Origin of the sequence: Kosakonia sp. SMBL-WEM22 (assembly GCF_014490785.1) — a bacterium.
In the GTDB taxonomy this organism is placed as follows: domain Bacteria; phylum Pseudomonadota; class Gammaproteobacteria; order Enterobacterales; family Enterobacteriaceae; genus Kosakonia.
Window position 1 is genome coordinate 1 of the sequence record NZ_CP051488.1, and the last position, 13,377, is coordinate 13,377.

Sequence of the window (13,377 nt, forward strand, 5' to 3'; positions counted from 1 at the left end):
GTGTCACTTTCGCTTTGGCAGCAGTGTCTTGCCCGATTGCAGGATGAGTTACCAGCCACTGAATTTAGTATGTGGATCCGCCCGTTGCAGGCGGAACTGAGTGACAACACGCTGGCTTTGTATGCGCCAAACCGTTTTGTGCTTGATTGGGTAAGAGACAAATACCTTAATAATATCAACGGCCTGCTTAATGAGTTTTGCGGGGCGGACACGCCACAGCTGCGTTTTGAAGTGGGCGCTCGTCCGGCCAACCAGACAATGAGAGAGCCGGCCACCGTTGCCGCGCCCGCTCAGGCGGAGCAGGTAGTGATTCCGCGCGCTGCGCCTGTTGCTCGTTCAGGTTGGGACAACGTGCCCGCGCCGGCAGAACCGACCTACCGCTCGAACGTCAACGTCAAACACACCTTTGACAACTTCGTCGAAGGTAAGTCGAACCAGCTGGCCCGCGCGGCAGCGCGCCAGGTGGCAGATAACCCCGGCGGCGCTTACAACCCGCTCTTTTTATATGGCGGCACGGGGCTCGGTAAAACGCACCTGCTGCACGCGGTGGGTAACGGCATTGTGGCGCGTAAGCCGAATGCCAAAGTGGTGTATATGCACTCCGAACGCTTTGTCCAGGACATGGTAAAAGCCCTGCAAAACAATGCGATCGAAGAGTTTAAACGCTACTACCGCTCCGTTGACGCCCTGCTGATCGATGATATTCAATTCTTTGCCAATAAAGAGCGATCCCAGGAGGAGTTCTTCCACACCTTTAACGCCCTGCTGGAAGGCAATCAGCAGATCATTCTTACTTCGGATCGTTATCCGAAAGAGATCAATGGTGTTGAGGATCGTCTCAAATCCCGCTTCGGCTGGGGGCTGACCGTCGCGATCGAACCGCCGGAACTGGAAACCCGCGTAGCGATCCTGATGAAAAAGGCCGACGAGAACGATATCCGTCTGCCGGGCGAAGTGGCCTTCTTTATTGCCAAGCGCCTGCGCTCCAACGTGCGTGAGCTGGAAGGGGCACTGAACCGCGTTATCGCCAACGCCAACTTTACCGGGCGTGCCATCACCATTGATTTCGTGCGCGAAGCGCTGCGCGATCTGCTGGCGCTGCAGGAGAAGCTGGTCACCATCGACAATATTCAGAAGACGGTGGCGGAGTATTACAAGATTAAGGTGGCAGATCTGCTGTCGAAGCGACGCTCCCGTTCCGTTGCCCGCCCGCGCCAGATGGCGATGGCGCTGGCCAAGGAGCTGACCAACCACAGCCTGCCGGAAATCGGCGATGCCTTTGGCGGCCGTGACCACACCACCGTACTGCATGCCTGCCGTAAGATTGAGCAGTTGCGTGAAGAAAGCCATGATATCAAAGAAGATTTTTCCAATTTAATCCGAACTCTCTCTTCGTGACGCTATGAAATTTACCGTTGAACGTGAACATTTATTAAAGCCGCTGCAACAAGTTAGCGGCCCGCTGGGCGGACGCCCGACGTTGCCTATTCTCGGTAATCTGCTGCTTCAGGTTACCGACGGCGCGCTCTCGCTGACCGGCACCGATCTTGAAATGGAGATGGTTGCCCGCGTGGCGCTTGTCCAGCCTCATGAACAGGGCGCGACAACCGTACCGGCACGTAAATTCTTCGACATCTGTCGCGGCCTGCCGGAAGGGGCGGAAATTGCGATGCAGCTGGAGGGTGAGCGCATGCTGATCCGTTCCGGGCGCAGCCGTTTCTCCCTCTCAACCCTGCCCGCAGCGGATTTCCCTAACCTGGATGACTGGCAAAGCGAAGTGGAGTTCACGCTGCCGCAAGCCACCATGAAGCGCCTGATCGAAGCGACGCAGTTCTCGATGGCGCACCAGGACGTCCGTTACTACTTAAACGGCATGCTGTTTGAAACCGAAGGTGAAGAGCTGCGTACCGTCGCTACCGACGGCCACCGTCTTGCCGTCTGCTCGATGCCGATTGGGCAAACATTGCCGAACCATTCGGTGATCGTGCCGCGTAAAGGGGTGATTGAGCTAATGCGTATGCTCGACGGCGGCGACACGCCGCTGCGCGTGCAGATTGGCAGCAACAACATCCGCGCGCATGTCGGCGATTTTATCTTCACCTCGAAGCTGGTTGATGGTCGTTTCCCCGATTATCGCCGCGTATTGCCGAAAAACCCGGACAAAACGCTGGAAGCGGGCTGCGATTCGCTGAAGCAGGCTTTTGCCCGTGCGGCGATCCTCTCTAACGAGAAGTTCCGCGGTGTGCGCCTCTACGTCAGCGAGAACCAGATCAAAATCACCGCCAACAACCCGGAGCAGGAAGAGGCGGAAGAGTTTCTCGATGTCACCTACGGCGGCAGCGAAATGGAGATCGGCTTTAACGTCAGCTACGTGCTCGATGTGCTGAACGCGCTGAAGTGCGAGAACGTGCGCATTCTGCTGACCGACTCCGTCTCCAGCGTGCAGATTGAAGACGCGGCGAGCCAGAGCGCAGCCTACGTCGTTATGCCAATGCGGTTGTAGAAAATAGCGGGCTACCTTTCTGGTTACTCTGGCTTCGGGCAGCGCTCGCAATCTTCACGTACTTCAGTACGCTCCGGTTGCTCTGTGCTGGCCGTAACCAGATTAACTGCGACGATACGCCCTGGTAATGAGTGAATCATGTCGCTAACCCGCTTACTGATTAAAGATTTCCGCAATATCGAAAGCGCGGATCTCGCGCTCTCCCCTGGCTTTAACTTTCTGGTGGGTGCTAACGGCAGCGGGAAAACCAGCGTGCTGGAGGCGATCTACACCCTTGGGCATGGTCGGGCGTTTCGCAGCCTGCAAATTGGTCGCGTTATTCGCCATGAGCAGGAGGCATTTACCCTGCACGGGCGTTTGCAGGGTGAATCGCGCGAAATCGCCATTGGCCTGACCAAAGATAAGCTCGGCGACAGCAAAGTGCGCATCGACGGCACCGACGGTCATAAAGTGGCCGAGCTGGCGCTGCTAATGCCGATGCAGCTGATTACTCCTGAAGGGTTTACCTTACTCAACGGCGGCCCGAAATACCGTCGGGCCTTTCTCGACTGGGGATGCTTTCACAACGAAAGCGGCTTTTTTACCGCCTGGAGCAACCTCAAGCGCCTGTTAAAACAGCGCAACGCCGCCTTACGACAGGTGACTCAATACAGTCAGCTGCGTCCGTGGGACAAAGAGCTGGTGCCGCTCGCCGAGCAGATCAGCCGCTGGCGCGCAGAGTACAGCGCTGCTATCGCAGAAGATATGGCCGACACCTGCCGGCAGTTCTTACCGGAATTTTCCCTGACCTTCTCTTTCCAGCGCGGCTGGGAGAAAGAGACCGATTATGAAGAGGTGCTGGCGCGCAGTTTCGAGCGCGACCGCATGCTCACTTACACCGCGCACGGCCCGCATAAAGCGGATTTCCGCATTCGTGCGGATGGCGCGCCCGTTGAAGACACCCTTTCGCGCGGGCAGTTAAAACTCCTGATGTGCGCGCTGCGCCTGGCGCAGGGGGAGTTCTTAACCCGTGAAAGCGGGCGACGCTGTTTATACCTGATAGATGATTTTGCCTCGGAGCTTGATGACGAAAAGCGCGGGCTGTTAGCCAGCCGGTTAAAAGCCACCCAGTCACAGGTTTTCGTCAGCGCCATCAGCGCTGAACACGTTATGGACATGTCGGACAAAAATTCGAAGATGTTCACCGTGGAAAAGGGTAAAATAGCCGATTAACCCAAGTTGAAATGAGCGAGAAACGTTGATGTCGAATTCTTATGACTCCTCCAGTATCAAAGTCCTCAAAGGGCTGGATGCAGTGCGTAAGCGCCCGGGTATGTATATCGGCGATACGGATGACGGCACCGGTCTGCACCACATGGTATTCGAGGTAGTAGATAACGCTATCGACGAAGCGCTCGCAGGGTACTGTAAAGACATTATCGTCACCATTCACAGCGATAACTCTGTCTCCGTACAGGATGATGGCCGTGGTATTCCGACCGGCATTCACCCGGAAGAGGGTGTTTCCGCCGCGGAAGTGATCATGACCGTACTGCATGCGGGCGGTAAGTTCGACGATAACTCCTATAAAGTCTCCGGCGGTCTGCACGGCGTTGGCGTTTCAGTGGTCAACGCCCTGTCGCAGAAACTGGAGCTGGTTATCCAGCGCGATAACAAAGTTCACCGTCAGATCTACACCCACGGCGTGCCGCAGGCTCCGCTGGAAGTGACGGGCGAAACGGAAAAAACCGGTACCATGGTGCGTTTCTGGCCGAGCTACGAAACCTTCACCAATGTTATTGAATTTGAATATGAAATTCTGGCGAAACGCCTGCGTGAGCTCTCCTTCCTGAACTCCGGCGTGTCGATTCGCCTGCGCGACAAGCGCGACGGCAAAGAGGACCACTTCCACTACGAAGGCGGCATCAAGGCGTTTGTTGAGTACCTCAACAAAAACAAAACGCCAATCCACCCGAATATCTTCTACTTCTCCACCGAAAAAGATGGTATCGGCGTCGAAGTTGCGCTGCAGTGGAACGACGGCTTCCAGGAAAATATCTACTGCTTTACCAACAACATTCCGCAGCGCGATGGCGGTACCCACCTTGCAGGCTTCCGCGCGGCGATGACCCGTACGCTGAATGCCTACATGGACAAAGAGGGCTACAGCAAGAAAGCCAAAGTCAGCGCCACCGGTGATGATGCCCGTGAAGGCTTGATTGCGGTGGTGTCGGTAAAAGTGCCGGACCCGAAATTCTCCTCGCAGACCAAAGATAAGCTGGTCTCCTCTGAGGTGAAATCGGCGGTAGAGCAGCAGATGAATGAACTGCTGGCCGAATACCTGCTGGAAAACCCGGGCGATGCGAAGATTGTCGTCGGCAAAATCATTGACGCTGCGCGTGCCCGTGAAGCGGCGCGTAAAGCGCGTGAAATGACCCGTCGTAAAGGCGCGCTCGATCTGGCCGGTCTGCCCGGCAAACTGGCGGATTGCCAGGAGCGTGACCCGGCGCTGTCCGAACTCTACTTAGTGGAAGGGGACTCGGCGGGCGGTTCTGCAAAACAGGGCCGTAACCGTAAGAACCAGGCAATCCTGCCGTTGAAAGGTAAAATCCTCAACGTCGAGAAAGCGCGTTTCGACAAGATGCTCTCCTCTCAGGAAGTGGCGACGCTTATCACTGCGCTCGGCTGCGGCATCGGTCGTGACGAGTACAACCCGGATAAACTGCGCTACCACAGCATCATCATCATGACCGATGCGGACGTCGATGGTTCGCACATCCGTACGCTGCTGTTGACCTTCTTCTACCGTCAGATGCCGGAAATCGTTGAGCGTGGCCACGTCTACATCGCGCAGCCGCCGCTCTACAAAGTGAAGAAAGGCAAGCAGGAGCAGTACATCAAGGATGACGAGGCGATGGATCAGTATCAGATCTCCATCGCGCTCGATGGCGCAACGCTGCACACCACCGAAGGCGCGCCTGCGCTGCAGGGTGAAGCGCTGGAGAAAATGGTGTCCGAATACAATGCTGCGCAGAAGATGATTGGCCGCATGGAGCGCCGCTTCCCGCGCGCGCTGCTGAAAGAGCTGGTCTATCAGCCGACGCTGGCAGAAGCGGATCTCGCCGATGAGCGAACCGTTACGCAGTGGGTCTCTCAGCTGATTACCGTGCTGAATGAGAACGAAGCCCACGGCAGCACCTGGAAATATGATGTCCGGGTGAACAGCGCGCTGAGCCAGTTCGAGCCGATTATTCGCGTGCGCACGCACGGCGTGGATACCGACTATCCGCTCGATCACGAGTTTGTGACCGGCGGCGAATACCGTCGTCTCTGCACGCTCGGCGAGAAGCTGCGCGGCCTGATTGAAGAAGATGCCTTTATCGAGCGCGGCGAGCGCCGCCAGCCGGTGACCAGCTTCGAGCAGGCGCTGGAGTGGCTGGTGAAAGAGTCGCGTCGCGGTCTCTCCATTCAGCGTTATAAAGGCCTCGGCGAGATGAACCCGGATCAGCTGTGGGAAACCACCATGGACCCGGAAAGCCGCCGCATGCTGCGCGTTACCGTGAAAGATGCGATCGCTGCCGATCAGCTCTTCACTACCTTAATGGGCGATGCCGTTGAACCGCGCCGCGCCTTTATCGAAGAGAACGCCCTGAAAGCGGCGAATATCGATATCTAAGGTAATCCTGCATCAAAAGGGGGATGCCGTATCCCCCTTTCTCTCCCCCTTTTCTCCCCGGCGCGCTGCTGTTTTTTGAGCGGAATCGCGTTAGCATGAGGTCAAACACTTCTCATCTGGGGATCTCATGGCTATCAAACTCATTGCAATCGATATGGACGGCACGCTGCTGCTGCCCGACCACACTATCTCTCCTGCGGTAAAAAATGCGATTGCCGCCGCGCGCGAACGCGGCATCAATGTTGTGCTGACCACCGGACGCCCTTACGCGGGTGTACATAGCTATATGAAAGAGCTGCATATGGAGCGGGAAGGTGACTACTGCATTACCTATAACGGCGCGCTGGTGCAGAACGCCAGCGACGGCAGTACCGTAGCGCAAACCACGCTGAGCTATGACGATTACCGTTATCTGGAACAACTCTCCCGCGAGGTCGGCTCGCACTTCCACGCACTGGATCGCAACACGCTCTACACCGCAAACCGCGATATCAGCCCTTATACCGTGCATGAATCCTTTGTGGCGACCATTCCGCTGGTCTTCTGTGAAGCGGAGAAGATGGACCCGCAGACTCAGTTCCTGAAAGTGATGATGATTGATGAGCCGACGATCCTCGACCAGGCGATCGCCCGCATTCCGCAGGAGGTGAAAGAGAAGTACACGGTGCTGAAAAGCGCGCCCTACTTCCTGGAAATCCTGCATAAAAGCGTCACTAAAGGTACCGGCGTCAAAGCCCTTGCTGATGTGTTAAACATCAAGCCGGAAGAGATTATGGCGATTGGCGATCAGGAGAACGATATCGCCATGATTGAGTTCGCAGGCGTTGGCGTGGCGATGGAAAACGCCATTCCGTCGGTGAAAGAGGCAGCAGATTTTGTCACCAAAACCAACCTCGAAGATGGCGTTGCTTACGCCATTGAGAAGTTCGCCCTCAACTAAGCCCCTCGCACTCTTCCTGACCCGCGCTCTGCGCGGGTTTTTTTTACCCCGCGCGCCGTTCTGATAACAATTTGCTTACCAATTGTCGTTTTTGTGATCCAAATTGTAGTACAACACAAAGTGATTGTACTACGATTGCGACATCTCTTGCGGTGAAGTCAGCATATTTGTACTTCAATGTTGAGGGAAATTGCGGCAGAGGCGATAAAGTAGTGGCAGAGAAACCGTTGCTAAGGACGCGTTATGACCATGAATAAAACCGACCGCATTATCGTCTCACTGGGCCGCCAGATTATTAGCGGTAAATATGTCCCCGGCTCGGCGTTACCCGCCGAAGCTGAGCTGTGCGAAGAGTTTGAAACCTCGCGCAACATCATCCGCGAGGTCTATCGGGCGCTGATGGCAAAGCGGCTGATTGAAATGAAGCGTTATCGCGGCGCGTTTGTCGCCCCGCGTAACCAGTGGAACTACCTCGACACCGAGGTGCTGCAATGGGTGCTGGAGCACGACTACGACCCGCGCTTAATCAGCGCGATGAGCGAAGTGCGAAATCTGGTGGAACCGGCCATCGCCCGCTGGGCGGCGGAGCGCGCTACCTCCAGCGACCTGGCGAATATTGAGTCGGCGCTCAACGACATGATCGCCAACAACCAGGATCGGGACGCCTTTAACGAGGCCGATATCCGCTACCACGAAGCGGTGTTGCAATCGGTACACAACCCGGTGCTGCAACAGTTGAGTGTGGCGATTAGCTCACTGCAACGGGCGGTATTTGAACGAACCTGGATGGGGGATGAGGCGAACATGCCGAAAACCCTGCAAGAACATAAGGCGCTGTTCGATGCGATCCGGCATCAGGACAGCACAGCGGCAGAGCAGGCGGCGCTCACCATGATCGCCAGCTCAACACGAAGGTTGAAGGAAATTACATGACAGCTCGCTACATCGCAATCGACTGGGGATCCACCAACTTACGCGCCTGGCACTTTCAGGATGGCGTTTGCCTGGAGAGCAGGCACTCTGAGGCGGGTGTAACCCGACTTAACGGCCGATCCCCCGAAGCGGTGTTAGCAGAAGTGACTGAGGGCTGGAGCAGCGACACCACGCCGGTGGTAATGGCGGGCATGGTCGGCAGTAACGCGGGCTGGAAAATTGCCCCCTATCTGCCCTGCCCGACTTCGCTGGATGGCATCGGCGAGCAGCTCACCCAAGTGAAAGAGAATGTCTGGATCATCCCCGGCCTGTGCGTCTCCAGCGATGACAATCACAACGTGATGCGCGGCGAAGAGACCCAACTGCTCGGTGCCAGCGCGCTTGCCCCCGCTGCGTTGTATGTGATGCCCGGCACCCACTGCAAATGGGTCGAGGCTGATAGCCAGCAGATCCGTGATTTCCGCACCGTAATGACCGGTGAACTGCATCATCTCCTGCTGCGCCACTCGCTGGTGGGCGCAGGGTTGCCGGAGCAAACCGCCAGTGATGATGCCTTCGACGCAGGCCTGACGCGCGGCCTCGCGTCACCTGAGATCCTGCCGCAGCTTTTTGAAGTTCGCGCCGCCCATGTGCTGGGCACCCTTGCGCGCGAACAGGTGAGCGAATTCCTTTCGGGCCTGCTGATTGGCGGTGAGGTGGCGACCATGCACGCCCGCTTCGCCGGTTCGCAGGCAATCACGCTGGTCGCCAGCCCGTCCCTCTCTGCCCGTTATCAGCGCGCATTTCGCGCCATCGGGCGGGCGGTAAACACGCTGGATGGCGACACGGCATTTCAGGCAGGTATCAGGAGGATTGCCCATGCAGTGGCAAACTAAGCTTCCGCTGATCGCCATTTTACGTGGCATCACCCCGGATGAGGCGCGCGAGCACGTCGCCGCCATACTCGACGCAGGTTTCGACGCCGTCGAGATCCCACTTAACTCCCCCGACTGGGAGACCAGCATTGGCGATATCGTAGCGAACTTCGGCGATCGCGCGCTGATTGGCGGCGGTACGGTGCTAAAACCGGAGCAGGTCGATCGGCTGGCAGAGATGGGCTGCAAGCTGATTGTGACGCCGAATACGCAACCCGAGGTGATCCGCCGCGCGGTCAGCCACGGCATGACCGTCTGCCCAGGCTGCGCCACCGCCAGCGAAGCCTTCACTGCGCTTGAAGCCGGTGCGCAGGCGTTGAAAATTTTCCCCTCCTCCGCCTTTGGCCCGGATTACATCAAAGCGCTGAAAGCGGTTCTGCCAGCGGACGTCCCGGTGTTTGCCGTCGGCGGCGTGACGCCGGAAAACCTGCACCTGTGGCTACAGGCAGGCTGCGTCGGCGCCGGGCTGGGCAGCGATCTTTATCGCGCCGGGCAGCCGGTGAGCCGCACCATCGAGCAGGCGAAAGCATTTGTTAACGCGTATCAAGAGGCTGTGCAATGAAGATAACCAAATTGACGACTTACCGCTTACCGCCGCGCTGGATGTTCTTAAAAATCGAAACCGATGAAGGGGTAGTTGGCTGGGGCGAGCCGGTGATCGAAGGGCGTGCGCGCACCGTGGAAGCAGCGGTGCATGAGTTGGGCGACTACCTTATTGGCCAGGACCCTTCCCGTATCAACGATTTGTGGCAGGTGATGTACCGCGCGGGTTTCTACCGTGGTGGCCCGATCCTGATGAGCGCCATCGCCGGGATTGACCAGGCGCTGTGGGATATCAAAGGCAAAGTGCTCAACGCGCCGGTGTGGCAGCTGATGGGCGGCCTGGTGCGCGACAAAATCAAAGCCTACAGCTGGGTCGGTGGTGACCGTCCGGCAGAGGTCATTGATGGCATCAAAACCCTGCGCACCATCGGCTTTGACACCTTTAAATTAAACGGCTGCGAAGAGTTAGGCATTATCGCTGATTCGCGCAAAGTCGATGCGGCGGTCAATACCGTGGCGCAGATCCGCGAAGCGTTCGGCAACGAGATTGAGTTTGGCCTCGACTTCCACGGCCGCGTCAGCGCGCCGATGGCGAAAGTGCTGATTAAAGAGCTGGAGCCCTATCGCCCGCTGTTTATTGAAGAGCCAGTGCTGGCCGAGCAGGCTGAGTATTACCCGCGCCTGGCCGCGCAAACCCATATTCCGATTGCCGCCGGTGAACGTATGTTCTCGCGCTTCGAATTTAAACGCGTGCTGGAAGCGGGCGGCATTGCGATTCTGCAGCCGGATCTCTCCCATGCGGGCGGTATTACCGAGTGCTACAAAATTGCTGGTATGGCGGAAGCGTACGATGTGGCGCTGGCTCCACACTGCCCACTTGGCCCGGTCGCGCTCGCAGCCTGCTTGCATGTCGACTTCGTCTCGCACAATGCGGTGTTCCAGGAACAGAGCATGGGCATTCACTACAACAAAGGTGCCGAACTGCTCGACTTCGTGAAGAACAAAGAGGACTTCAGTATGGAAGGCGGTTTCTTTAAGCCATTGATGAAGCCGGGCCTTGGCGTGGAGATCGACGAAGAGAAAGTCATTGCGCTAAGTAAAAATGCGCCGGACTGGCGTAACCCGGTGTGGCGACATGCGGACGGTACCGTCGCCGAGTGGTAATGCTCGTCCTATTTTGCGCCGCCGGTGCGTTGGCGGTTAACCAAACTATTTAGCGCACTTAGAACATCAAAAATAATTTTTTTCCTACACCCTCTGTATTTAACAGGGCATGGTGAGCGGCTTCGCCATGCCCAAAACCCGGAGACAGACAGTTATGGATATTTCTGTAACGACTGCAAAAACAGGGCGTCGCCGCTATTTGACGCTGCTGATGATCTTTATCACGGTGGTCATTTGTTATGTCGACCGCGCCAACCTCGCCGTGGCCTCTGCCCATATTCAGGAGGAGTTCGGCATTACCAAAGCGGAGATGGGCTACGTCTTTTCTGCCTTCGCCTGGCTCTATACTCTCTGCCAGATCCCCGGCGGCTGGTTTTTGGACCGTGTCGGTTCGCGTCTCACCTATTTCATCGCCATCTTTGGCTGGTCCGTCGCCACGCTGTTTCAGGGCTTTGCCAGCGGTCTGCTGTCGCTGATTGGCCTGCGTGCGATTACCGGCATTTTCGAAGCGCCCGCTTTCCCGACCAATAACCGTATGGTGACCAGCTGGTTTCCGGAACAGGAACGCGCTTCGGCGGTCGGTTTTTACACCTCCGGGCAGTTTGTTGGGCTGGCTTTTCTCACGCCCCTGCTGATCTGGATCCAGGAGCTGCTGAGCTGGCACTGGGTGTTTATCGTCACCGGCGGCATCGGCATTATCTGGTCGTTGATCTGGATTAAGGTCTACCAGCCGCCGCGCCTGACCAAAAACATCAGCCAGGCGGAGCTGGAGTACATCAAAGCAGGCGGTGGCCTGATTGACGGTGACGCACCGGTGAAAAAAGAGGCGCGCCAGCCGCTGACCAAAGCGGAGTGGAAACTGGTTTTCCACCGCAAACTGATTGGCGTCTATCTCGGCCAGTTCGCCGTCACCTCAACGCTGTGGTTCTTTCTCACCTGGTTCCCGAACTACCTGACGCAGGAGAAGGGCATCACCGCGCTGAAAGCCGGGTTTATGACCACCGTGCCGTTCCTGGCGGCCTTCTTTGGCGTGCTGCTCTCCGGCTGGGTCGCCGATACGCTGGTGAAAAAGGGCTATTCGCTGGGCATCGCGCGTAAAACGCCGATTATCTGCGGCCTGCTTATCTCCACCTGTATCATGGGCGCAAACTACACCAACGATCCCGTGTGGATTATGTCGCTGATGGCGCTGGCCTTCTTCGGCAACGGCTTTGCCTCGATCACCTGGTCGCTGGTGTCATCGCTGGCACCGATGCGTCTGATTGGCCTGACCGGCGGGGTGTTTAACTTTGTCGGCGGGCTGGGCGGTATCACCGTGCCGCTGGTGATTGGCTATCTGGCGCAGGATTATGGCTTTGGCCCGGCGCTGGTCTATATCTCCGCCGTGGCGCTGATTGGCGCGCTCTCCTACATTTTGCTGGTCGGTGAGGTGAAGCGAGTAGGCTAATACCGCGCAATCTTATACCCTGAGGCCTGTTTATGGCTTCAGGGTACTTTCATGAAACAGCTCACTTTCGCCCCGCGCAATCATCAACTGACCAATATCAACACCTGGACGGCGGATAGCCAGTGGCTGGTGTTCGATGTGCGTCCCTCCGGCGCCTCCTTTACCGGCAAAACCATCGAACGCGTCAATGTTCACTCCGGCGACGTTGAGGTGATCTATACCGCCACGGATGGCGCGCATGTCGGCGTGGTGACCGTTCATCCTGAAACGCAGAAGTATGTGTTTATTCACGGCCCGGAAAACCCGGATGATGCGTGGCAGTATGATTTCCACCATCGGCGCGGCGTGATAACCGAGCAGGGTTGCACAACCAATCTCGATGCGCTGGATATCACCGCGCCCTACACGCCCGGCGCGCTGCGCGGCGGCTCCCACGTGCATGTCTTTAGCCCGAATGGGCAGAACATTAGCTTTACCTATAACGATCACGTAATGCATGAACTCGACCCGGCGCGCGATCTGCGCAACGTTGGCGTCGCGGTGCCGTTTGGCCCGGTGACGCCGCCTTGCACCCATCCGCGTGAATATAGCGGCAGCCACTGGTGCGTGTTGGTGAGCCGCACGACCCCCGCGCCTGCGCCCGGCAGTGATGAGATCAACCGCGCGTATGAAGAGGGGTGGGTCGGCAATCAGCGGCTGGCGTTTATTGGCGATACGCTCTCCAATAGCGGCGAAAAAGTGCCGGAGCTGTTTATTGTCGATCTTCCCACTGATGAGCAGGGCTGGAAAACTGCGGGCGACGCGCCGCTTGCCGGTACAGAGCAGACGCTACCCGCGCCGCCAAAAGGGGTACAGCAGCAGCGCCTCACTTTCACCCATCACCGGCGTTATCCCGGGCTGGTCAACGCGCCGCGCCACTGGGTGCGCAGCAACCCGCAGGCGAGCGAGATTGCCTTTTTGATGCGTGACGACAATGGCGTTGTGCAGCTCTGGTTAATCAGTCCGAATGGCGGCGAGCCGCGACAGTTAACCCACTGCGAGACGGGGATTCAGTCGGCGTTTAACTGGCACCCTTCTGGCGAGGCGCTGGGGTTTGTGCTGGATAACCGCATTGCGCTGTGCGACACGACGCGTGGAGAGATAACCTTTTTGACGGCCGATCACGTAAACCCGCCTTCCGGCGATGCGGTGGTCTTCTCACCGGATGGTAAGCAGATAGCCTGGATGGAGGAGACTGACGGTTTCCGCCAGCTCTGGATGACGCAGACAGGTGACTGA

The 13,377-nt window shown here is 57.4% G+C and carries 11 protein-coding genes; all 11 read left to right on the forward strand.

Features of this window, described 5'->3' with window-relative positions:
* Complete coding sequence (gene dnaA / locus HF650_RS00005; RefSeq protein WP_187800678.1) at positions 1–1,398, forward strand: chromosomal replication initiator protein DnaA; 1,398 nt, start codon at positions 1–3, stop codon at positions 1,396–1,398.
* A gap of 4 nt (positions 1,399–1,402) precedes the next feature.
* Positions 1,403–2,503 (forward strand): DNA polymerase III subunit beta, encoded by a 1,101-nt coding sequence (dnaN, locus tag HF650_RS00010; RefSeq protein WP_042715130.1) that lies wholly within the window; start codon positions 1,403–1,405, stop codon positions 2,501–2,503.
* 138 nt (positions 2,504–2,641) lie between these two features.
* Entirely contained in the window at positions 2,642–3,715 is a 1,074-nt protein-coding gene (gene recF, locus HF650_RS00015) for a DNA replication/repair protein RecF (protein WP_187800679.1), read from the forward strand.
* Between the two features lie 28 nt (positions 3,716–3,743).
* Positions 3,744–6,158: a DNA topoisomerase (ATP-hydrolyzing) subunit B gene (gyrB, locus tag HF650_RS00020; RefSeq protein WP_187800680.1), complete on the forward strand. Its 2,415-nt coding sequence runs from the start codon at positions 3,744–3,746 to the stop codon at positions 6,156–6,158.
* 127 nt (positions 6,159–6,285) lie between these two features.
* Positions 6,286–7,098: a sugar-phosphatase gene (gene yidA, locus HF650_RS00025; protein WP_042715125.1), complete on the forward strand. Its 813-nt coding sequence runs from the start codon at positions 6,286–6,288 to the stop codon at positions 7,096–7,098.
* A gap of 243 nt (positions 7,099–7,341) precedes the next feature.
* The gene (dgoR, locus tag HF650_RS00030; RefSeq protein ID WP_042715123.1) at positions 7,342–8,031 is read left to right on the forward strand and encodes a D-galactonate utilization transcriptional regulator DgoR; all 690 of its coding nucleotides are present in this window, start codon (positions 7,342–7,344) and stop codon (positions 8,029–8,031) included.
* Entirely contained in the window at positions 8,028–8,906 is an 879-nt protein-coding gene (locus HF650_RS00035) for a 2-dehydro-3-deoxygalactonokinase (protein WP_187800681.1), read from the forward strand. Before dgoR ends, HF650_RS00035 begins: the two co-directional genes overlap by 4 nt.
* On the forward strand, positions 8,890–9,507 hold the full coding sequence (locus tag HF650_RS00040) for a 2-dehydro-3-deoxy-6-phosphogalactonate aldolase (RefSeq protein ID WP_094422665.1): 618 nt from the start codon (positions 8,890–8,892) through the stop codon (positions 9,505–9,507). Before HF650_RS00035 ends, HF650_RS00040 begins: the two co-directional genes overlap by 17 nt.
* Positions 9,504–10,652, forward strand: a complete 1,149-nt coding sequence (dgoD, locus tag HF650_RS00045) for a galactonate dehydratase (RefSeq protein ID WP_187800682.1) — start codon at positions 9,504–9,506, stop codon at positions 10,650–10,652. Before HF650_RS00040 ends, dgoD begins: the two co-directional genes overlap by 4 nt.
* Positions 10,653–10,761: 109 nt before the next feature.
* A complete protein-coding gene (locus HF650_RS00050) occupies positions 10,762–12,099 on the forward strand; it encodes an MFS transporter (RefSeq protein ID WP_187800683.1) in 1,338 nt (445 codons plus the stop codon).
* A gap of 51 nt (positions 12,100–12,150) precedes the next feature.
* Complete coding sequence (locus HF650_RS00055) at positions 12,151–13,377, forward strand: DUF3748 domain-containing protein (RefSeq protein ID WP_187800684.1); 1,227 nt, start codon at positions 12,151–12,153, stop codon at positions 13,375–13,377.